21 protein-coding genes are annotated in these 20,105 nt (G+C 71.4%); 12 read left to right on the top strand and 9 right to left on the bottom strand.

Annotated elements, in window-relative coordinates; genetic code table 11:
* The first annotated feature begins 57 nt into the window (after nucleotides 1–57).
* The 4 genes from IF01_RS45775 to IF01_RS0122750 all read left to right on the top strand — a co-directional run bounded on the left by IF01_RS45775 (nucleotide 58) and on the right by IF01_RS0122750 (nucleotide 4,557).
* Nucleotides 58–1,104, top strand: coding sequence for a heparin lyase I family protein (locus IF01_RS45775; RefSeq protein WP_279617274.1), 1,047 nt, complete (start codon nucleotides 58–60; stop codon nucleotides 1,102–1,104).
* A 280-nt stretch (nucleotides 1,105–1,384) separates the two neighbouring features.
* Nucleotides 1,385–2,338 (top strand): SDR family NAD(P)-dependent oxidoreductase, encoded by a 954-nt coding sequence (locus tag IF01_RS0122760; protein WP_030395352.1) that lies wholly within the window; start codon nucleotides 1,385–1,387, stop codon nucleotides 2,336–2,338.
* A 127-nt stretch (nucleotides 2,339–2,465) separates the two neighbouring features.
* A complete protein-coding gene (locus tag IF01_RS0122755) occupies nucleotides 2,466–3,161 on the top strand; it encodes a hypothetical protein (protein WP_063764278.1) in 696 nt (231 codons plus the stop codon).
* Nucleotides 3,162–3,342: 181 nt separating this feature from the next.
* Nucleotides 3,343–4,557 carry an SUKH-4 family immunity protein gene (locus tag IF01_RS0122750; protein WP_030395350.1) on the top strand — a complete coding sequence of 405 codons (1,215 nt, stop codon included), beginning with the start codon at nucleotides 3,343–3,345 and terminating at the stop codon, nucleotides 4,555–4,557.
* Nucleotides 4,558–4,612: 55 nt separating this feature from the next.
* Here the strand turns inward: IF01_RS0122750 and IF01_RS0122745 are convergent, their stop codons facing one another.
* Nucleotides 4,613–5,155 (bottom strand): HAD domain-containing protein, encoded by a 543-nt coding sequence (locus tag IF01_RS0122745; protein ID WP_030395349.1) that lies wholly within the window; start codon nucleotides 5,153–5,155, stop codon nucleotides 4,613–4,615.
* 619 nt (nucleotides 5,156–5,774) lie between these two features.
* Here IF01_RS0122745 and IF01_RS0122740 point away from each other — a divergent pair.
* Complete coding sequence (locus IF01_RS0122740) at nucleotides 5,775–6,401, top strand: class I SAM-dependent methyltransferase (protein WP_030395348.1); 627 nt, start codon at nucleotides 5,775–5,777, stop codon at nucleotides 6,399–6,401.
* Nucleotides 6,402–6,699: 298 nt separating this feature from the next.
* Here IF01_RS0122740 and IF01_RS0122735 read toward each other — a convergent pair whose 3' ends face one another.
* Nucleotides 6,700–7,047, bottom strand: coding sequence for a DoxX family protein (locus tag IF01_RS0122735; RefSeq protein ID WP_030395347.1), 348 nt, complete (start codon nucleotides 7,045–7,047; stop codon nucleotides 6,700–6,702).
* Between the two features lie 352 nt (nucleotides 7,048–7,399).
* Entirely contained in the window at nucleotides 7,400–8,077 is a 678-nt protein-coding gene (locus tag IF01_RS0122730; protein WP_030395346.1) for a TetR/AcrR family transcriptional regulator, read from the bottom strand.
* A gap of 70 nt (nucleotides 8,078–8,147) precedes the next feature.
* On the opposite strand from IF01_RS0122730, the gene IF01_RS0122725 reads away from it, so the two are divergent.
* Nucleotides 8,148–9,044 (top strand): NADP-dependent oxidoreductase, encoded by an 897-nt coding sequence (locus tag IF01_RS0122725; protein WP_030395345.1) that lies wholly within the window; start codon nucleotides 8,148–8,150, stop codon nucleotides 9,042–9,044.
* Nucleotides 9,045–9,154: 110 nt separating this feature from the next.
* On the opposite strand, the gene IF01_RS0122720 is transcribed toward IF01_RS0122725, so the two are convergent.
* Both IF01_RS0122720 and IF01_RS0122715 read right to left on the bottom strand, forming a co-directional pair.
* On the bottom strand, nucleotides 9,155–9,481 hold the full coding sequence (locus tag IF01_RS0122720; RefSeq protein WP_199523246.1) for a beta/gamma crystallin domain-containing protein: 327 nt from the start codon (nucleotides 9,479–9,481) through the stop codon (nucleotides 9,155–9,157).
* A gap of 575 nt (nucleotides 9,482–10,056) precedes the next feature.
* Nucleotides 10,057–11,892, bottom strand: coding sequence for a glycosyl hydrolase family 18 protein (locus IF01_RS0122715; protein ID WP_037780747.1), 1,836 nt, complete (start codon nucleotides 11,890–11,892; stop codon nucleotides 10,057–10,059).
* A gap of 458 nt (nucleotides 11,893–12,350) precedes the next feature.
* On the opposite strand from IF01_RS0122715, the gene IF01_RS51570 reads away from it, so the two are divergent.
* The 4 genes from IF01_RS51570 (at nucleotide 12,351) to IF01_RS0122695 (ending at nucleotide 15,575) form a co-directional block, all read left to right on the top strand.
* Nucleotides 12,351–12,881, top strand: a complete 531-nt coding sequence (locus IF01_RS51570) for an EF-hand domain-containing protein (RefSeq protein ID WP_030395342.1) — start codon at nucleotides 12,351–12,353, stop codon at nucleotides 12,879–12,881.
* A gap of 65 nt (nucleotides 12,882–12,946) precedes the next feature.
* Entirely contained in the window at nucleotides 12,947–14,041 is a 1,095-nt protein-coding gene (locus IF01_RS0122705; RefSeq protein WP_030395341.1) for an isocitrate/isopropylmalate family dehydrogenase, read from the top strand.
* Nucleotides 14,038–14,676 carry a cysteine hydrolase family protein gene (locus IF01_RS0122700; protein WP_078880204.1) on the top strand — a complete coding sequence of 213 codons (639 nt, stop codon included), beginning with the start codon at nucleotides 14,038–14,040 and terminating at the stop codon, nucleotides 14,674–14,676. The genes IF01_RS0122705 and IF01_RS0122700 overlap by 4 nt, the downstream gene beginning before the upstream one ends.
* Entirely contained in the window at nucleotides 14,673–15,575 is a 903-nt protein-coding gene (locus IF01_RS0122695; protein ID WP_037780744.1) for an SAM-dependent methyltransferase, read from the top strand. The genes IF01_RS0122700 and IF01_RS0122695 overlap by 4 nt, the downstream gene beginning before the upstream one ends.
* 141 nt (nucleotides 15,576–15,716) lie before the next feature.
* Here IF01_RS0122695 and IF01_RS0122690 read toward each other — a convergent pair whose 3' ends face one another.
* Nucleotides 15,717–16,631, bottom strand: coding sequence for a hypothetical protein (locus IF01_RS0122690; protein WP_094745622.1), 915 nt, complete (start codon nucleotides 16,629–16,631; stop codon nucleotides 15,717–15,719).
* Between the two features lie 241 nt (nucleotides 16,632–16,872).
* Between IF01_RS0122690 and IF01_RS0122680 the strand changes: the two genes are divergently transcribed.
* Nucleotides 16,873–17,598: a HEAT repeat domain-containing protein gene (locus IF01_RS0122680; RefSeq protein ID WP_030395336.1), complete on the top strand. Its 726-nt coding sequence runs from the start codon at nucleotides 16,873–16,875 to the stop codon at nucleotides 17,596–17,598.
* 197 nt (nucleotides 17,599–17,795) lie between these two features.
* A complete protein-coding gene (locus IF01_RS0122675) occupies nucleotides 17,796–18,215 on the top strand; it encodes a hypothetical protein (RefSeq protein ID WP_244215593.1) in 420 nt (139 codons plus the stop codon).
* Nucleotides 18,216–18,450: 235 nt separating this feature from the next.
* On the opposite strand, the gene IF01_RS0122670 is transcribed toward IF01_RS0122675, so the two are convergent.
* From IF01_RS0122670 to IF01_RS0122660, 3 genes are all read right to left on the bottom strand, one after another.
* Nucleotides 18,451–18,828 carry a hypothetical protein gene (locus IF01_RS0122670; RefSeq protein WP_157855312.1) on the bottom strand — a complete coding sequence of 126 codons (378 nt, stop codon included), beginning with the start codon at nucleotides 18,826–18,828 and terminating at the stop codon, nucleotides 18,451–18,453.
* Nucleotides 18,829–19,191: 363 nt separating this feature from the next.
* Entirely contained in the window at nucleotides 19,192–19,326 is a 135-nt protein-coding gene (locus tag IF01_RS51105) for a hypothetical protein (protein WP_255360187.1), read from the bottom strand.
* Between the two features lie 316 nt (nucleotides 19,327–19,642).
* Nucleotides 19,643–20,053 carry a winged helix-turn-helix transcriptional regulator gene (locus IF01_RS0122660; RefSeq protein ID WP_030395333.1) on the bottom strand — a complete coding sequence of 137 codons (411 nt, stop codon included), beginning with the start codon at nucleotides 20,051–20,053 and terminating at the stop codon, nucleotides 19,643–19,645.
* Between the last annotated feature and the right edge of the window lie 52 nt (nucleotides 20,054–20,105).

Here is a 20,105-nt window from a genome sequence, read left to right as displayed (position 1 = left end):
ACGCGGCACCTGATCACGGTCGGGCAACGTCGCGGGCCGGGCGGCCGGTTCGGTGCCGTGAACGCTGCTCCTGCCCCACCCGGCGGAACACGAACCGCCGCGAAGTTCAACGTGCCGGCCAACGGGACCTCGTTCCGCGCCGAACTTGCCCTGAAGGGCCTGAACGCCGAGCGCCACCGCTTCGACTTCGCCAACTACTTCCCGAAGGACTGGAAGCACGTCGACGACGACACGATCGTCGCCCAGTGGTTCAGCACCCAGCCCGGCAACGACGGCGTCAAGCCGGTCCTGGTGCTCTCGGTGCACGGCGCCGACCGGCGGCTCAAGGTCCACTGGCTCAAGGACCTCGCCACCTTCGCGGAGTACGAGACCCTGATCCCGCTCGGCACAGTGCAGTTCGGACACTGGAACCGCTGGACCTTCGACATCACCTGGTCCACCCCGTCCGCACCGGGTTCGTCCAGGTCGGCTCCCACCACGGCGACAACAACTACCACCGAGGCGAGCCACCGCACTTCAGAACCGGGATCCGCCGCACCGCCGTCGACGCTCCCCACACCCGCCCCACCCACGACACCACCGCAGGCCACGCCGGCCCTCACCATCGACCAACCTGTTCCGCCCGCCACAACAGAGCTGTCCACAACCGGTACCGGGGCAGGTGTCGCCGTCGCCTTCACCACAGGGTCCGTCGCTGTCGCCGTCGGCACCTTGCCCATCGCCGCCGCAAACCGGGCACCCACCGACGCGGTTCCACTCCCGCAGGACCGAACGCCGACGGTGACTCAGCTGAACTCCCGGAGGAGCCCGTCACGCACGGTCCGCGCCTTGGACCACGCCACCGGCCATGTCGATCCCGTCGCCGAAGTACCGAGCCCGACATTGTCACCGGTGCCCGGCGACCGGTGTGCGGTCGTCACGATGGCCGGGGCTCTGAACGCGGTGGACGGGTCCGAACGGCGAAGAGGGGATTTTCGCCGTCCGGACCTCGCTCTCGCCCACCGCACCCTCTTCTCACCCCGATCCATCGCCGCAAACCCCCTCGGGCGGACCCTCACCACCACTCGGTCCAGCGGGACATCACCCTGGGACGGTCGTGCCTGAGACCGCCGCACTCATGACTGTGCAGTCGCCACGAGCGACCCGGTCGGTTCCTCGATGGTGAACCGCGCTGAGAGCCCGATCTCGTCGTCCTGAACGGCGGTGCGGCCCCACAACGCCGGTTCGCCATGCCCCGCCGGGGGCGCGGGTGCCGGTCGGCTGTGAGCGGGGACAGTGACCTGTCGGTGGGATGTGGGTGGCCCCCGGGACGGTAGGGACTGGGCGTGAGCAGCCGTGAATGCCGCCCCGCCCGTCAGACCACTCCGAGCTCCGGGAGCCCGCCATGCCCTCCGTACCCCAGGCCCCGCCGTGGGACGTCCATCGACTGCCCCGCGCCGAGGGGAAGTGCTTTCTGGTCACCGGCGGCAACGCGGGCATCGGGTACTTCGTCGCCGAGCAGCTCGCCGGAACCGGGGCCACGGTCGTGCTCGGCAGTCGCGACCCGGTGAAGGCCGGAGCCGCGATCGCGTCCATCGGCTCGCGCGTCCCCGGTGCCGAGGTGCGGCACCTGCCCCTGGACCTGGCCGATCACGCTTCGCTCCGGGCATCCGTGGACGCGCTCGGGCTGGACCGCCTCGACGCGGTCGTCCACAACGCCGGGGTGGCGCTCGACCGTCCACCGCGCCGCGAGACCGCGGACGGCCACGAGCTGATGTTCGCGACCAACCACCTGGGGCACTTCGCGCTGACCCACCACCTGGCTCCCCTGCTCCTGGCGACCCCGGGGAGCCGGATCGTCACCACCGGCAGCTTCGCCGCCAAGTCCGAACGCCTGGACCTCGACGACCTCCAGAGCACGCACGACTACCGACCGAAGCGCGCCTACTCCCGCTCCAAGCTGGCCCAGATGCTCTTCTCCCTCGACCTCGACCGCCGCCTGCGCGCCGCCGGCAGCACAACCCTCAGCGTGCTCGTCCACCCGGGCGGCGCGCTCGACTCCCTCACCCCCTCGCGCCCTCCGATCCATGTCCGCACCACCCGCGAGCGGCTGAGCCACCTGCCGCTCGGCCTCGTCGTCCAGGGCAAGGACGCCGGCGCCTGGCCCGCCGTCCGGGCCGTCCTCGACCCGAGCGTCCGCGGTGGCCAGATGCTGGGGCCCCGGGCGTTCGGCCTGCGCGGCACACCCACGACCGAACCGCTCTGGAACCACCTCACCGACACCACCGTCGCGGCACGCCTCTGGTCGGCCAGCCGCGACCTGGTCGGCGTCGACCCGACCTTCACCACGAGCCGGTAATGGTCGCCCGGATCTGCCATGATCACCGGCGTGGAAGGGGGACGTAGTGCACAAGCAGGCACAAGCGCCGGGCGCAGACCGACAGGGCCGCCACGGTGACTTCCGGTTCCGGACCGGAGATGTGCTGATGCTGGAGTGCCCGTTCACCCGGGTCACTGTCACCGCGATCTCCCGCTTCCACATCTCCGTGCGCTGGCCATGGGCAGAGCCCGACCCCGCGCCGGGGGGCATCGACTGGAATGGCGACTTCGCGATTCCGACACCCGGGAGCCGCGAGGCGCGGCGTCTGTACTACCGGACCGAGCCGACCGCCGACAGGCTCCGGGCAGGTGACACCTGCCTGGTGGGGATCCCGCCGACCGTGGTCCATGTCGTGGCGACCCACCACTTCGACCCGCCCCTGGTCACCGGCATGCTGCCCCGGCCCGCGTCCCTCCTGGAGGTCCTGCCGCAAGGGGAGAGCCACACACCCGAGTCCGAGTCCGAGGAGCAGGAATTCGCCATCGACCCTGCAGGCGGTGAGCCGATCCGCCTCGAACTGCTCCTGCGCCCCTACGCGTTCCTCGCCGCGGGCGACGAGGTCGCCGATCGCCGGGGACGGGCGTGGCGGTTCGACGGCCCCTGGGCCTGGTCCCCTTTCGACCACGACCGGCCCCGCACCCCGACCTGGCCACTGACCCTGCTCGCCCGCGACGGCGAACCCACACCCGAGCAGACGGCCGACGTGGCCCTCGCCACGGCGACGGGCAGTCACACGCAGGAACTGTGGCGATGGACCGAGCTCACCCAGGCCGAGCCGACCTCTCCCCCGCCGGACGACTGACCAGCGCCCTCGAACCGCCCCGATAACGGCCGGCGCTGCGCCACCGCTCATGGTCCGGACAGCTCCGTGCGGAGGGCCACGCCGAGGGACCCGCGCCGTACCGCTGACCGTCTCCAGCACCTCCGTCGGTGGCCCGGGCTACTCTCGTCCGACGACGAAGGGCCAGGCAAGGGGCGCAGCGGTGGGACTGGACGAGAGTGGGGAGGCCGGCAGCTGGCCGACCGGTCTGACGGACGGGGAGAGCCGGGCTCTGCTGGCGAACGGCGAACTGTCCTGGTGCTACGCGTATCTGGATCTGCGGGCCGCGTCGGGCGGCCGCCCGGAGGCGGTCGGGGACCGGTTCGCTGGCCTCGGCGTCGAGGGTGGCGAGGGGCTGTTCGTCCTGGGCGAGGCGCTGTACTCGTCGGGGCGCGAGGACGTGGTCGTGCTGCTCGACGGGGCGAGCGGTGCGGTGTACCTGGCGTGTCCCGACGGGAACGGGCTGCTCCGACGTGACCTGCTGGCCAGCAGCCCGCGCGCCCTGATCGCGCTGATGATGGTGGTGGAGTCCATCACGCTGTGCGCCGCGGGCGACTACGAGCGGGCCGAGGGCGACGACGGGGCACCGTACGGGCCCGCGACCGTCGACGCTGCCGTGCGGCTCGGTCTGCGGGAGCTGCGCGAGGCCGACCCGGAGCTGTGGGAGCGCACCGGTGGAAGGCCCGCGCACTGGGAGAGCGCGCTGCTGGTCCGTGCGCTGGCGTGGGGCGCCGAGCCGGGGAAGGCCGGCGACACGTCGTTCGTGATCGGTCCCGACCTGGTCGAGGATCTCGCCGAGCTGACCGGCGACGGCACGGTACGGCGGTTCCGGCCGGACGAGCTTCCCGACCGCCTCGTCCACGGCCCGACACGACGCCTGCTCACCGACGTCGGCCTGCCGGTCTCCGGGCGCTGCGCCCTGGCGGTACCGTCCAACGGGCCGCTGGTGACCATGGCGGAGCGTCACTCCGACGACTTCGCACCTGCCGACGACGGGGAGTCGGAAGGTCGCCGCCACCGGGGCGAGTACGTGGCGCTCGGCCGATGGATGTACGACCTCGATGTCGCACTCGACGGCGCCACCGGGCGGATCGAACTGTCCGACGAGTTCGACGACGACCGGCCCGCGCCCTACCTCCACCGCGATCTCGGCACGATGCTCCATGTGCTGTGGACGTACGAGCGGCTGCGTGCGGAGCGCCGCCGCTGGAGCCGTCCGGTGGATCCGTCGCCATGGGCCGTCTTCCGCCCCCGCGAGTTCCTCGACGACATCGCCGAGGGCGTCCTGCGCGCCCTCGACCCGCCCGCCTGGGCCACCGAGGACCACTTCTGGCCGATCCGCGCCGACGACTGCCACATGGGCGAACTGCTGGAGTAGGCCGCGGCGGCACCACAGCCGGAAACCGTTGCGGCCGCCTCATCCGAACGGGGCTTCACGGTGACCGGTCCGGAACGCGGATCTGCCGGCGGAGCCAGGAGTCGAGGACCGCGTAGTCACCGTCGGTCAGGCCGATGCGGGGATCGACGCGATGGAGCAGGGCGGGCCCCGGATGGTGGGCGGTGACCCAGGCCCGATCGGTGCCGGTGACCTCGTCGTCCACCCAGGCGAACGGGCGCCCCGCGGCCCAGTCGACAAGGGCACGGGTCTTCCAGTGCAGTCCGTGCCGCTCGTCCTGCTCGTCGCTGTCGGACGGCTCAGGCCAGCTGACCACAGCGAGCCTGGGAAGGCCGATGCGGGGCGCGATGCACTCGTTGGCATCGTCCATCCATGTCGTCGCCCACACAACGTCGCAAGGGAGCGCCAGCAGACGGGGCCCGTGAGCAGGATCGATCCTGCTCAGGAGCGGATTCGCGTCATCACCGAGTGCGTGAGCGCCCGTCGCGAAACTCGGATACCGATCGGGCGCCGCGCCGAACGGGATAAGAGGTCCGTCGACGTCGAGGAACAGCAGCGGCCGCTGCGCGAAGCCGGTCATGCCAGCACGATAGCGATCGCCACCAGCGGCACTCGCCACGCGACACCGAATGGGCCCAGGCACCTGCCGGTGACCGGGAACCCCGCAGTGTGGGGAGGTACCAGTACGAGCACGCCCCCGCGCCACAGGTGCGTGCATACGGGTCCAGCACCCGCTCGGCCTCGGCCTTGGAGCCGGGGTCGGTGATGAGGATCCAGGAGCGGTGCTGCCAGGGCTTGAGCGCGTCTTCGGCCGGTCGGCGACGCCGGGTGGATCTCGGCGAATCGGCCCCGCCACTTGCGCGCCGTGTCCGGATGCAGCCCCGTCTCCCGGGCGATGTGCGCGCGACCGCGCGCCGCATGCAGCACGACCTGGTCGCGTACCCGCAGTCGGTGCTCGGTCCTGTGGCCGTGGGCGGCCTTCTTCGACCGCGCGCGTTCGGCGGCGGTCGGGGCTGTCGGGCAGGCGGACATCGCGGGCCGGCCGATCAGCAGAAGTGGACGGTCGGGCAGCCCCGAGGGAGCCGCTCTCTCGGGGCTGCCCGACCTCGGCGTTCACTCGCGAGGGTGGCAGCTCTGGCAGCCGGACCTGAGCCGAAAAGGAGTCGCGTTCTCTGCGATGCGCCGTTAGCGTGCGCCGCGTGGACGTTGAAGATCCCAAAGAGGTGGTCCGGCGAGGGTACGACCTGCTCTCGGAGCACTATGAGCGGGCATTCGGCAGCGAGACGAAGTACGGATCGTGGATCGAGGAGTTGCTCGGCCAACTGCCGGAGGCAGGCACCGTCCTGGACGTCGGGTGTGGCACCGGCGTCCCCGCGGTCCGGTCCTTGATCACGGCTGGTCACCGCGTGACGGGCGTCGACATCAGTGAGGTCCAGATCCGCAGGGCGCGGGAACTCGTGCCGGGCGCCGACTTCGTCCGGGCTGACGCCACGACCTTGGAGTTCCCCGAAGAGAGCTTCGACGCCGTGGTCTGCCTGTACGCCCTGATTCATATTCCGGTGGAGGAACAGCCCGCCCTGCTGAGCCGGATCGCTTCCTGGCTGCGGCCCGGGGGCTGGTTCCTGGCCACCGCCGGGCATCGAGCCTGGACCGGGACCGATGAGAATTGGCTCGGTGGCGGCGCGGCGATGTGGTGGAGTCACGCAGATGCCGCGACGAGCCGCTCATGGCTCGTGCGGGCCGGCCTCGACGTGGTTCACGAAGCGTTCGTGCCCGAGGGCGACAGCGGCCATGTCCTGCTCTGGGCTCGGCGCTCTTCGGAGTGACAGTGGCGGGAAGGAGCGGGGGCGTCGGGGCAGCCCCGATCGTGCGGGGTTCCGGATCGGCGCGGACGGCCTGCCACCTTGCTCGCCGACTGGAGCCAATCTCTGATCCAGGACCCAGAGATGATCTGACCTTGCCTCACCCCCGAGGCCGGAACGCCGACAGCGGACCGCCGGAGACGGTGGGCCGCTGTGAACGGTCATGCTCCGTAGCAGCCGGGGTCGGTCCGCGCCGGCCGGGACCGCGTGGGGCCTCCGGCCGGGTGGTCGTGGGGACCCTCCGGCCGGAGGCGTTCGCCCGTCAGGCGGCCAGGCCCAGGCCGAGGGTGACGGCGACGGGGGCGAGGTAGAGGAGGGGGAAGGGCACGGTCTTGTAGGAGCGGGCCCGCAGGCAGGTGATGACGGCGCCGAGGAAGTAGAGGATCAGGCCGGTCGCCGCCGCGACGCCGAGGGCCGGGACCACGAGACCCACGAGCAGGCCGGCCGCACCGGCGAGCTTCGCCAGTGCCAGCGGGCCCCACCACGAGCGCGGCACGCCGTACTCGACCAGCGGCTGGGTGACGAACTCCGCCCGGCGGGCGAGCGAGACGCCGGAGAAGCCGACCCACAGGGCGCTGACAACGGCGAGGACGACGTGGGCGACGGACATGGCGAGAACCCCGGTTTCGTGTGGAGGAGGAGCGGTGGAACCGCTGCGCTTGCTCGAACACTCCACTGACCCGCCGGCCGCACCGGATGTGACAGCAGTACCGGAAACTTTTTCGCCGGCCCGCAGCCGCGTGTCGGCCCGCCGGTCCGAGAGGCCCCGGGCGCCCGGTCACCGGTGTGCGGTCGTCACGGTGACCGGGCTCTGAGCGCGGTGGGCGGGTCCGGACGGCGGAGAGGGGGGATATCCGCCGGCCGGACCTCACTCTCGCCCACCGCACCCTCTTCTCACCCCGATCCGCCATCGCAAACCACCCCGGACAGTGTCGGTCGCCGCCCGGACCGGACTCGCGGGGTCAGCGACCCGCAGGGGTGGCGGGGTGCCCACCAGCGCCCGCGGTGTTCCACGCGGCTTCGATCATCCGGAAGATCTCCTCGAGCGCCAAGTCCGGGTCGGCCGCCTCCCGGGCCAGCGTGAAGGCGTCGATCGCGAATCGTGCGATCGTCCGGCACGCCGTGGTGCTCTGCCCCGACCCGGCGTCTGCGGTGGCGTCGTCCGCCGCGACATCGTCCGCCGCGACATCGTCCGCCGTGACCGCGACGTCCGCGGCGATGGCCGTGGCCAGGGATTCGGCGTGGCGCAGCCTCATCGCCTCCTCGTACTGCCGCAGGGCGGGCGAGGTGTCGATCATGTGCCAGAGGGGTGCGGCGCCGTCGGCGGTGCAGTGGTGCACCAGGGCCCGGATCTCGCGGTGCAGCGCGGGGACGAGCGGCTCGTGCGGGGCCCGGGCGGTGACGGCGTGGACGAGGCGCTGCTCGAAGTCCTGGTCCTGTTCGAAGACCAGGGCCTCCTTCGAGGCGAAGTGGGCGAAGACGGTGGTGACGGCGACGTCGGCCTCGGCGGCCACGTCGCGGATCCCCACGGCGTCGTAGCCGCGTTCGAGGAACAGCCGAAGGGCGGTGTCGGCGATCTTCTGGCGGGTGGCGGCCTTCTTGCGTTCGCGGCGCCCGGCCGGCTCGGTCCTCTCGGTCATCCGGCCACGCTACCAGGACCAAAATCCTCACAACTACAAAACACTAACGGTTAGTGTTATGGTCGTCCGTATGAAGAAGGTGATCTTCGCCGAGTTCGGCGATCCCGACGTCCTGCACCTCCTCGACACCGACGAGCCCCGCCCGGGGCCCGGTCAAATCCGCATAGCCGTCCGCGCGGCGGGCGTGAACCCCGTCGACTGGCGGGTCCGCGAAGGCCAGGTCCTCGGCGCCCACCCCACCCGACTGCCCTCCGGACTGGGCCTGGACGCCGCCGGGGTCGTCGACGGGATCGGCGAGGGCGTCCGCGGCACGCGGGTCGGGGACCATGTGTTCGGCGAAGGCGTCGACACCTACGCCGAGTTCGCCGTACTGACGGCCTGGACGGCGATGCCCGAGGGCCTCACCTTCGAGGAGGCCGCCGGCTACCCCTCGGTGGTCGAGACCGCGCTGCGGATCCTGGGCGAGGTGGGCGTCCGCCCGGGACAGACCCTGCTGGTCAGCGGCGCGGCCGGCGGCGTCGGCTCGGCCGTCCTGCAGATCGCCCGCGACCGCGGCGTCCGCGTGGTCGGCACTGCCGGCGCCCGCAACCAGGACTACCTGCGGAGCCTGGGGGCCCTCGCCACCACCTACGGCGAGGGCTGGCCCGACCGGGTGCGCGGGCTCGGCCGCGTCGACGCCGCCCTCGACCTGGCCGGCTCGGGCGTGATCCCCGAACTCGTCGAACTCACCGGCGACGCACGGAAGGTGGTCTCCATCGCCGATCTCGGCGCACCCGATCACGGCGTCCGGTTCTCCGGCACGGCCGGGAGCGTGCCGGAGGCACTCGCCACGGCCGCGGACCTCATCTCACGAGGAAGGCTCCACATCCCCGTCGAGAAGGCGTACCCGCTCGCCGAGGCCGCGGCGGCCCACATCGACAGCCGGGCCGGCCACACCCGCGGGCGCCGGGTCCTCGTCGTCCGGTGAACCCGTCGGCGCGTCAACCGCGCCTCGGCACACGCTCACCCGAATGTACGACCATTTTCAAGGTCGGACGGAAACAGTAATTCCGGGCGATGCGTTCGGTCCGACGCCCATCACAGGATTTCGATGGACTTCACCTGCGGCGGGTGGTTCGGGAACGTGATGTCGGTCCACCGGTTGATCCTCACCGAGTCGCCGTTGGCGTCGTAGTAGATGAGGTCGTTGTTCCCGGTGGAGATCCGGTCGACCCACCAGTTGCCGAAGTCGGTCCGACCGGCGTTCGCGTAGCAGTCCACGCTCTGGCTGCCGCCGCTGTGGGACCAGATCTTCAGGTAGTCCTCGCCTCCCCGGCACTCGATGTGGTTGATGGCGAACGCGTTGTTCGGCACGGCCACGGTGAACGCGGCGGCGGCGGCGAACGTGGCGGCGGCGACGCTCATGAGCTTCTTCGTCCTCGAGATCACGAATTCTCCTCGCACGAATCGAATACCCGGTCGAAATGCGCGAAACAATCACTGGTGATTGCATCGTGCTCGATCAGCATCCCGTCAGCAGTGGCTGCGGTCAATTGATTCTTCGGCGAACCGGCTCCGTGTCGGCCGGGTTTCCCCGAAGCCTCTCGTGCCGGACGGGACAGAAGCGGCTGGTGGGACCGGAGCGCAGGCCCGCGGGAGGAGGGGCGACGGCGCTCGCGTCGGCACCGGCCGCCCTCGCCACCACCGCCCCGACCTGCGGATACGTGCGTGCCGTCGGCCGGACCGCCGACGGACGGCACGCACCGGCTCGCCCCCATGTCGGCGGATGAGTGGAACCCGCCGCGCCGCGCCCGCTCAACAGGCGCACCGCAGGCGCGCGGACTACCCTTCACCACCCCTGCGGCACGCTCACGCTCCTCGGCGCCGAAACGCCGACAGCGGCCCGCCGGGGAGGGCGGGCCGCTGCGAGCGGTGGTGCGGGTGGTGCGGGGGTGCTACTTGCAGCTGTGCAACTTGCGGCGGTGCTACTTGAGGCTGTGCTACTTGAGGCCGGTGTGGATCGCGTTCACCAGCTCGCCGTTGGCGGTGTCACCGCTGAACTCCCAGAAGAAGGCGCCGCGCAGGTTCTGCCCCTTGGCCCACGCCATCTTGGCCGTGATGGTGGCCGGGGTGTCGTAGCTCCACCAGTTGGTCCCGCAGTGCGCGTAGGCGGTGCCGGCGACCGTGCCGGTGGCGGGGCAGGTGTTCTTGAGGACCTTGTAGTCCTCGATGCCGGTCTCGTAGGTGCCGGCCGCCGCACCGGTGGCGGTGCCGCCCGGGGCGGACTGGGTCACGCCGGCCCAGCCGCGGCCGTAGAAGCCGATGCCCAGCAGCAGCTTGGAGGCGGGCACGCCGATCGACCGGTACTTGGCGATGGCCTCGGCCGAGGTGAAGCCGGCCTTCGGGATGCCGTCGTAGGCGGTGAGCGGGGAGTGCGGCGCGGTCGGGCCCTTGGCCGCCCAGGCGCCGAAGAAGTCGTACGTCATGACGTTGAACCAGTCGAGGTACGGCGCACCGGCCGCGTAGTCGGCCTTGTCGATGTTGCCGCCCTGGGAGGCGTCGGCGGAGACCGCGACCGTGACCAGGTCGTTGCCGAACTCGGTGCGCATGGCCTGGGCCATCTTCTTGAACGAGTCGGCGCCGCTGGTGTCGCAGGTCAGGCCGCAGGCGTTCGGGTACTCCCAGTCGAGGTCGATGCCGTCGAAGACGTCGGCCCAGCGCGGGTCCTCGACCAGGTCGTGGCAGGACTTGGCGAACGCGGCCGGGTTCTGCACCGCCTGGCCGAAGCCGCCGGACCAGGTCCAGCCGCCGAAGGACCAGATCACCTTGATGTGCGGGTAGAGGCGCTTGAGTTCGCGCAGCTGGTTGAAGCTGCCGCGCAGCGGCTGGTCCCAGGTGTCCGCGACGCCGTCGACGGACTGGTCCGCGGTGTAGGCGCGCTCGTAGTCGGCGTAGGCGTCGCCGATGGTGCACTTGCCGTTCTGGACGTTGCCGAAGGCGTAGTTGATGTGGGTGATCTTCGCGGCGGAGCCGGAGGTCACCAGGTTCTTCACGTGGTAGTTGCGGCCGTAAACGCCCCAGTTGGTGAAGTACCCGAGCTTGACCTGGTCGCCGGTGACGATGTCGCCGCCGGTGGTGCGCACGGTGCCGGGCGCGCTGGCGGGGCCGGTCAGGTCGGCGGTGTCGCGGGCGACGACGGTGTAGGTGTAGCTCGTGCCCGCGGTGAGGTTGCTGTCGCTGTAGCTGAGGCCGGTCACCGTGGCGACCTTGGTGCCGTTGCGCAGGACGTCGTAGTTCTTGATGCCGGTGTCGTCGGTGGCGGCGGTCCAGGACACCTTCAGCGAGGTGTCGGTGATGTCGGAGCCGACCGGGGTGCCGGGCGCGGAGGGCGCCTTGTTGCCGGGCAGGTCGGTGCCGTCGCAGGAGGCGCCGTTGAGCTTGCAGCCGGTGGGCGCGCCGGGGCCGGCGCCGTTGAAGCCGAAGGTCACGGAGGCACCGGGGGCGAGGGTGCCGTTCCAGCCCTTGTCCTTGGCGGTCCAGTGGTTGCCGGTGCTGGTGACCGTGGCGTCCCAGGCGGAGCCGACGCTGGTGCCGGCGGGGAAGTCCCACTCGATCGTCCAGGACGTGAGCGTGGTGGTACCGGTGTTCTTCACCGTCCACTTGCCGTCGAACCCGGAGCCCCAGTCGGAGCCCTTGGCGAAGGTGGCGGTGGCCCCGGCGGCGGCCTGGGCGGGGGTGGACAGGCCGACGACGGCGACCAGGGGCAGGGTGAGCGCGGTCAGGCCGGCTGCGGCGGCTCTCAACCTCTTTGTGGGCAGGGCGAAGCGAGTCAGCAAGAGGGGGCTCCTCGACGTGGGGGCGGACAGGGGTGGGGAGTCCGTGACCGCACACTGCGCGACGTCCGCCGCAGGGTGCTTCGGTGAGACTAGAAAGGTCCAGACCAACCAGTCAAGAGGTTCAGACCACTTTTCCTTTACCTCCCCTTTGCCGAAATGAGGCATGCCGGACCGGGAGCCCGACGACCTGCCCCGATCCGACGGACCGTCAGATCTGTTGTCCACGGCGACATTCCGGACACGGTCGAGGCGCCGGAAGGCGGGCACGGTGAGTCCTGAGCACGGCAGGAACGGCAGGAACGGCCCACTCGGTCACCCTCCCGGGTGACGCTCCGCCGGTTTCGACCCCGGTCCCCCGACCCGGCCCGCACAGTGGAAGTCCCGACCGCACCCGAACGGCGCAGTCGGGGCCGATGCCCGGTCGGCCGAGGCCGGGCCGCCGCGAGAGAGGGAACACCATGGCCCACGAGGCTCACCGGCGCGCCGAGCTGGTCTTCACCCTGTTCGACGCCAACGGCAACGGGGTGCTCGAAGGCGAGGACTTCGACCTGATGACCGAGCGCATCCTGGCCGTCGCCGACGGCTCCGCCGAAGCCGACCGCCACGCCCTGGCCGACAGCCTGCGCCGCTACTGGGAGGTGCTGCTCGGAGCGTTGGACGCCAACGGCGACGGGGTGATCAGCCCCGAGGAGTTCCGCGGCTTCGTCCTGAACCCCGAGCGCTTCGGCGCCACCATCGCCGTCTTCGCGGACGCCCTGGCCACGCTCGGCGACCCCGACGGCGACGGACTGGTCGAACGGCCGCGGTTCCTCGCGCTGATGACCGCGATCGGCTTCGAGAAGCCCAACATCGCCGCGTTGTTCGACGCCTTCGGCCCCGACGCCGGCGACCGCGTCGCCGTCACCACCTGGGCCGACGGCATCCGCGACTACTACTCCCCCGAGAAGGCCGGCATCCCGGGCGACCACCTCGTCCCGGCCTCCGCCTGACCACACCCGGCTGCCCCTTCTGCCCCCGTCCCACCTCGGCAACGCCAACCCCGGAGGACCCACGCATGACCGCACCGCGCATCGCCCTCGCCGTCGGCCGCGGAACCGGACCCGAGCTCGCACCCGTCTTCGAACGGGCACTGGAACGGATCACCGCCCTGCACGGCACGCGAGCCGAGGTGGTGCGGTCACCGCGGCTCTACCACTCCTACGTCTCGCTGCGCCAGGAGGCCCGCGGCACCGAGCAGCTCGAGCGGCTCACGGGCGAGGACGCCGCGCACTACGAGCGGTTCTGCCGGGAACAGGCCGCCCGCGGCGTGCAGGCGGTGTTCCGCACCGCGATCAATGCCCAGTCGCTGTACCTGGTCCGTCAGCGGCTCGCCGCCGTCAAGGTCGAACCGCTCACGGCCGGTCCGGCCCGGTTACTGCTGGTCCGCGACCAGGCGCAGGGCTTCTACACCGGCGAGAACCGGCACACCCCCGACACCGTGGTGCGCACCATGGAGTTCAGCCGCGCCGTCACGGTACGGATCCTCGAGTACGCCGTGCGCCGCGCCCGCGCGCTCTGGCCGCAGGGCCCCGCCCGGGTCGTGATGGCCTACAAGTACCACCTGCTGGACGGGGCGTTGGACCACTGGACCGAGGGCCTGGCCGAACGGCTCGGCGTGGCCGTGGAACTGTTCCAGCCCGACACCGTCAACCGCAACCTGATCACCCACGGCCCCGAGGACCGCACCGTGCTGGTCGCCGGCAACGAGTGGGCGGACATCATGCACGTGGTGCTGCTCGACCGGTACGGGGCGCAGCGGCAGGAGGACCGGTGCACCGAGAACGTCCATCTGGCGCCGGAGTTGCATGAATTGACGGAATACCAGACGGTGCACGGCTCGGCCGACGACCTGGCCGGGCGGGACGTGGTCAACCCGGTCGCCACGCTCCGGGCCGCCGCCCGGATCGCCGAGCGGCACGCCCATTGCCCCGGCGCCGAGGCGGCCCTGGAAGCCGCGCTCACCGCCGTCCGCGGTCGCGGCATCCGCACTCCCGACCTCGGCGGGCAGGCCGGGACCGCCGAGGTGGCGGACGCCGTCCTCGCCGAGGTCACCGCAGCCGCGACCGGGGCCGGCGTGGGTGCCGCAGAAGCCGGGGCGGGCGCCCGGTGACCGGCGCGCCCCGCTCCGCGCTGCTCGTCGTCGACCTGCAGAACGACTTCTGCGCCGGCCCCCTCGCCGCCGCCCGCTTCCCCGGCGACCCCGAGCGGCTGGCCCGCGCCGCCGCGAACAGCGCCCGCGCCGTCGAACTGGCCCGGGCGGCGGGCCTCGACGTCCTGTTCGTCCGCTTCCTCGGCGACCCCGTCCACCAGGGGCCCGCCTGGCGCCGCAGGGACGAGTTGCTCGGCAAGCAGCCCAAGTGCCTGGAGGGCAGCTGGGGCGCCGACTTCCACGGCGTCCGGCCCGGCCCGGGTGAGGAGGTGTTCACCAAGCGCGCCGTCTTCGACGCGTTCCTGGACGAGCGCCTCGAACCGCACCTGCGCCGGCGCGGGATCGACCACCTCGTGCTGGCCGGACTGTTCGCCGACGTATGTGTCGACTCCACCGCCCGCACCGCCTTCCAGCGCGGCTTCCACCTGACCGTCCTGCGCGACTGCACCACGGCACTGCACCTGGCCGACGCGGACGTCCTGCGCTTCATGGCCCGGGTGTACGGGGCCCGCGTCACCGACCTCTCCGACGGCCCCTTCGTGCCGGCATCCGTGCCCGCCCCACCCGCTTCACCCGAGCCGGTGACGCGACAGTGACCGCCGTCGGCACCCCCGGCGTCGGCGCGGGCGTGGGCCGCACCGCCCTGCTGGTCGCCCACGCCCGCGCCCTGGAGGCCCGCCGCCCCGACCCGCTCGCCGTCGACCCGTACGCGGAGCACTTCGTGCGCGCCGCGCCCGGCTGCGCCGACTGGCCCCGCGACCCCGTACAGGTCGCCCCGGGCGACCCGATGTGGGAGCGCCTGGCCGGCTACTTCGCGCTGCGCACACGGGTCCTGGACACCCACCTGCTCGACGCCGCCCGCGCCGGCACCCGCCAGGTCGTCCTGCTCGGCGCCGGGCTCGACTCCCGCGCCCACCGCCTGCCCTGGCCGCCCGGCACCACCGTCTGGGAACTCGACCGCCCGGACGTCCTCGCCTTCAAACAGCACGTCCTGGACAGCCTGCCCGCCGCCGCACCACGGGCCGAACGCCGTACCGTGGCCGTCGACCTCACCACCCACTGGAGCGGCGCCCTGCGCCGAAGCGGCCTCGACCCCGACCGGCCCACCGCGTGGCTCGCCGAAGGGCTCTTCCTCTACCTGCCCGCCGAGGCCGAACTGCGCGTCGCCACCACCCTCGACCTCCTCAGCGCCCCCGGCAGCACCCTCGCGTACGAGATCAAGAGCGCACCCGAGTCCGCCGCCGTCCGCACCCACCCCGTCTACACCACCGCCCGCGACCGGCTCGGAATCGACCTCCTCGCCCTCTTCTCCCCCGACCCCCGCCCCCGCACCGCCGACCGCCTCACCACCCTCGGGTGGCACACCACCACCCGCTCCCCCTTCGACCACCCCACCCCCCGCCTCCGCCGCACCCCGCACGACCCCTTCGACGCCAACCGCTGGATCACCTGCCGCAAGACCAGTCCCCCGCGACACCGGGACACGTCCTGGTAACGGTCGGCGCCCGGGCGGACGGCTCCCGCGAGGTCGTGGAGCGGGTGATCCACGGCCGCGACGACGCACGCGCTCACCCGATCGAGACCGTGCCGACCCGAGGACCGTTCCAGCGGGCACGGCAGCGGTGATCGGGTCGGGTCAGCTGGCTGCCGCGGTCGGAACGGTGAAGGTCTCGCGGGGCCCGAAGTCGCTGTACTCCACGGTGATGACGCTGGTGACGGTCGTGCCGTCCTTCGGCACCTTCATGGACTGCGACACGGCCAGGATGCGTCCGGCCCGGTCGATCCAGACGTCGTAGTCCTTCGCGGCGACGCCCTTCTCGGCCATGTGCCGGTGCTCATCGGGGTCGATGGCCTTGATCTGGGCTGCCGTCAGACGGGCCCCGAGGTGGAAGGCCGGGACGCCGTTCTTCTGCTCCATCCCCTTGCGAGCGGCGGGGCCGGCTTCGACAAGGGCCTTCGCGTAGAGGCCGGCGCCGTCGTCGTCCGTGGCGTCCTCGCTGCTGCCGGACGGGCTCCAGGTGCTGCCCGGCTTGGTCTTGTCGCGCATGAAGATGCCGTTGCCGGTGTTGACCGACTCCATCCAGAGCACCGGCTCGTCGCTGCCGCTGATCGTCATCTTCGCCTCGTTCCGCCCCTCGTGGCCCGGCGTGTTGATGTTGGTCCGGCCGGTCGAGGTCATCACCGTCCCCTGACCGTTCGCGGTCGCCGTCGTCTTCATCTTCAGCGTCGCGGCGTACGGCGTCCGGTCCGCGTTCGCCAGGGCCACCGCCGGGTCGAACGCACCGGAGGCGTCGACCGGCGCGCCCGCAGGAGTCGGCGTCGCGGTGGGCGTAGGAGTCGCGGTCGGCGTGGGCGTGGGCGTCGCGGTGGGCGTCGGCGTGGGGACGCTCGGAGTGCCGCTCGCGGTCGCGCTCGCGGTCGCAGTCGCGCTCTGCGCGGTCGAGCCACCGGCGGCCGCGGGGGTGGACGCGTCGCCGTCGTTGCAGGCGGCCACGGCAGACAGGGCGATCACCGTGGCAGCGGTGATCAGGGTGGTACGGCGGATCGTCACAGAGGTCTCCGGTCAGGTGAGGTGAGCAGGGAGAACACTTGCACGAACCACTGACATTCTCGAAGTCGTATTCGCGGACGGTCCTCGGCCGTGGTCTTCACCACCGACGACACACTTCAGCCCCCGAACGCGCGCGCACAGCCCGCCGACGCTCGGCCGGATGACGTCTGCCGCTGCGCGGCGCGGGCAGGCCCGTTTATTGACTGGTCGTGACGCACGGGACGAGCCAGACTTCGTGGCCATGAACAGCACGATTGCTCAACGGGTCGGCGAACTCGACGCGGACTCCAGCGAAGTGGCGGAGGACGCCCAGTATGCGCTGATCGCCATGGGGCCCGACGTGCTGGCCGAGTTGACGGCGGCGACACCTCGCCTCGGGGTCTTCGGGCAGCTCTGCGCCATCGAGGTCTTCACCGCACTCAAGGACCCGCGACCGGGAAGCCTACTGATCGACCTGCTGGAGAGCGGGAACGCCACCGTCCGCCAATGGGCAGCCACTGCCCTGGCGGACCTGGGGATCAAAAGCGCCGTGCCGGCGCTTCGCCGAGCCTACGAAGCCTTCCGGTGGCGAGGCGAGGCCCCCGACGACTCCGAAGGAACTGCACTCCGCTGGGCGCTGACGGACCTCGGCGCCCGCAAACCCGTCCTCCCCCCTCGGGCCGCCGCCCTCCGGGCCTCGCCGGACACCCTGGATCCGGCCTGGCCGACCGCTCACCTCGCCGAAGTCATCGAGGATCTCGCCGCTCACGATCAGGCGGTGCTCCATTTCCAGGTGTGGCGGATCAAGCAGGACAAGGGGATCTACAGAGACCACGGCCCAGCTGTCGATTGGGATGTCGACCGCCGCTCGCCCTGGGACCGGATCGTCGCCGACTGCCGGGACTGGGCACTTCTGGCAGCCGAGGCGACCGACAAGGCTCCCGATCTGATAGCGACGATCTGCTGGATCGACGCCTCGGACCTGTGACGGCACCACCTCGCGGACCGGCATCACGGCAGCGCGCGGCCGTCGGAACGTCGCCGGAGGCCGAGAGCACCTGTGCGACGTCTCGGCCCGGGCCGGCCGCCATGGCGACCGGTGAGGTGGAATGAGGCCGATCCGACCATGGGTCCGAGAGCGAAGTGTGGTGCTTGGTGGGGACAGTACTCAAAGGCGTAAGTCGTGTGCGCTGGAACGAGTTGAAGCATGCATACGGGTCTGCGGCAGAAGTTCCCGGTGTACTGTCGCGGATCGCGTGGGGCGACGCCCGGGTCGGTCGGGAAGCCCTGGATGATCTCAGTCTCTGGATCGGTGAGCTGGCAGTCTTCGACGCGACTGTCGCCGCCGTCCCCTTTCTGTGGGAACTCGCGGCCACCGAGGCCGTCAAGTGCCGGGCCGGGGTGATCAGGTTACTGCAGACGGTCCTCGAGCACGGCAACCCGTCGAAGCCGAACGTGCAACTGCAGGCCCACCGGGCCGTGCTGAGCCGCCGACCGACAGCGGCTCGGCTCACGCACGACCGTGATCCTGTGGTGAGGGCAGCGGCTCGGGACCTGGTTGCTGCGATCGACAGCCACTTGAGTGAGCCCTGCTGCCACGTTTGATTCAACGGACTTCCCTGGTGCCCCGGCGGCGGTCCTGTGCGGCCGAGGAAGCCGGGAAAGGCCCGAGAGTGGTCAGTCGACGGCCTCCGCCGAGCGGCGGAGGCCGCCCGGCCCCGCGCCCAGGCACGCTCGGCTGGTTCGTCGAAGGGAGCAGAACAGGTTTCGGAGACACCACCGCGTCAGGCGCGGCTTGGACGGAGCACGGCCGACGAGGCTCCGGAGGCCCGGGCCACCGTCACAGGACCCACAGGACAAGGACCGGCCAGCCCACCACCGGCAGAATTCCAACAGTCCAGCCGAGCCCGAGCAGTCCCCACCCCGCATCGACGCCCGGACGCGCCACCCACCACGCGACCAACAGCACCGGAACGGTCGGCGCTGCCAGGAACACCCCGTCGTACAGCCAGACCACCGAGCCGACCGCGATGAGAGCGACACTCGCAACGCACACCGTGCGGAACGCGTCCCGCTCCCGGCATGCCAGCGCCGACCCGATCAGGAGAACGACGAGGGCCAACGGCCCCGGGAAGAGGACCGCCGCCGGCAAACAGCCCAGGACGGCCAGTGAAACCAGGTACTTGGCCCGTGACGGTGCTCGGTCGATCGACATCACGGTGTCCCCCACAATAGATTTGAACGCGTTCAAAGATACCGCGAACATCGGCGCCTGCCCACACCGCCCGCCGAGTTGCGTTCGCCCCCGTGGCGAAAGCCGTCGGCCCCAGGCGGGGTCGCGCCGGGTTCAGGACGGTTCTGCTTCAAGCGAGTTGAGGCAGCCTTCGACGACGCCGTACTGACCGGCGGTCTCACCTCCTGCGGCGACGCTGCGGACAGGGGCCGAATCGACCCTCGTCGGTCCCCTCCGCGATGCAGCAGGCAGAACGGGCAGCCCCTGGCCCCGAGGCGCCTCACCCACAACGGCCCTGACGGGGCAGGTCGCCCCGGCTCCTGGTGGCGGCTCAGCCCGATCCGCGGCTCACCGCCGACCGACGCCTCGGCCGTCGAGATGGTCGACCAGCGCGGCCTCCTTCCGGCGCAGCAGGTCACGGTCGACGGCGGGCAGCGATGCCAGGGCGTCGACCAGGACCTTCCTGCGAGGAATGTGGACCATGCTGCCCGAGTAGATCCGGCAGCCCGAGCACCAGACCAGACCGACGCAACGTTCGAAGCTGCGGGACTCGGGCGGATGGAGGCGGTACTCGTAGGAGTGAACGGGCTCGTGGCACACGATGCAGAGCCGACGGACGCCGTCGAGAACCGACCAGCCATCCCATCGCTTGCGCCAGGACTTCCGGCCGGTGGGTGCTCTTCATGTCGTCATGGCGATCATTCTGCCCCGGGACAACCGCACCCGACAGGAGCAGGAGGACCTCGGCTGCCGGGATCGAGGACCCGAGCCGGCCGTTCCGAACACGGAACCGGCCTGCCTACCCCTCGTCGACCTCCTGGTCGGCGGCTTCGTTGGCGCGGTCGATCTCGGCCATGTGCTCCTCGGCCCAGGTACGCAGCCCTGCGAGCGCGGTCTCCAGGGACAGCCCGAGGCCGGTGAGCCGGTAGAAGACCCGCGGCGGCACGGTCGGTTCGACCCGGCGCGACACCAGACCGTCGCGGGTCAGGCTTCGCAGCGTCACGGACAGCATCTTCTGCGAGACGCCGGGCATCCGGCGTCTCAGCTCCGCGAAGCGCACCTCGTCCGGTGCGGCATCGGCGAGCGTCCTGACGGCCATGGACGTCCACTTCGTGCCGATGCGATCGAGCAACTGCCTTGTCGGGCACTGGGGATCGAAAAGATCGCCGCGTGCCCCGCGATCGGCGGCCCGGGGTCCTCGGGTGGTCACCTGCGGCTCACCACCTTCCCTGAAAGTGCCGTCTAGGAAGCGGCCGGACGGT

This window comes from Kitasatospora purpeofusca, from assembly GCF_000718025.1.
Lineage (GTDB): Bacteria > Actinomycetota > Actinomycetes > Streptomycetales > Streptomycetaceae > Kitasatospora > Kitasatospora purpeofusca.
The sequence above is the reverse complement of the archived record's forward strand: the minus strand, read 5'-3'. Positions and strand labels throughout refer to the sequence as shown.

Bases quoted from the DNA above. Each gene is read 5' to 3' on its own strand.
- IF01_RS0122760 (WP_030395352.1), top strand. From the start codon at position 1,385: ATGCCCTCCGTACCCCAGGCCCCGCCGTGGGACGTCCATCGACTGCCC.
- IF01_RS0122755 (WP_063764278.1), top strand. From the start codon at position 2,466: ATGCTGGAGTGCCCGTTCACCCGGGTCACTGTCACCGCGATCTCCCGC.
- IF01_RS0122745 (WP_030395349.1), bottom strand. From the start codon at position 5,155: ATGACCGGCTTCGCGCAGCGGCCGCTGCTGTTCCTCGACGTCGACGGA.
- IF01_RS0122735 (WP_030395347.1), bottom strand. From the start codon at position 7,047: ATGTCCGTCGCCCACGTCGTCCTCGCCGTTGTCAGCGCCCTGTGGGTC.
- IF01_RS0122730 (WP_030395346.1), bottom strand. From the start codon at position 8,077: ATGACCGAGAGGACCGAGCCGGCCGGGCGCCGCGAACGCAAGAAGGCC.
- IF01_RS0122725 (WP_030395345.1), top strand. From the start codon at position 8,148: ATGAAGAAGGTGATCTTCGCCGAGTTCGGCGATCCCGACGTCCTGCAC.
- IF01_RS0122720 (WP_199523246.1), bottom strand. From the start codon at position 9,481: ATGAGCGTCGCCGCCGCCACGTTCGCCGCCGCCGCCGCGTTCACCGTG.
- IF01_RS51570 (WP_030395342.1), top strand. From the start codon at position 12,351: ATGGCCCACGAGGCTCACCGGCGCGCCGAGCTGGTCTTCACCCTGTTC.
- IF01_RS0122705 (WP_030395341.1), top strand. From the start codon at position 12,947: ATGACCGCACCGCGCATCGCCCTCGCCGTCGGCCGCGGAACCGGACCC.
- IF01_RS0122680 (WP_030395336.1), top strand. From the start codon at position 16,873: ATGAACAGCACGATTGCTCAACGGGTCGGCGAACTCGACGCGGACTCC.
- IF01_RS51105 (WP_255360187.1), bottom strand. From the start codon at position 19,326: ATGGTCCACATTCCTCGCAGGAAGGTCCTGGTCGACGCCCTGGCATCG.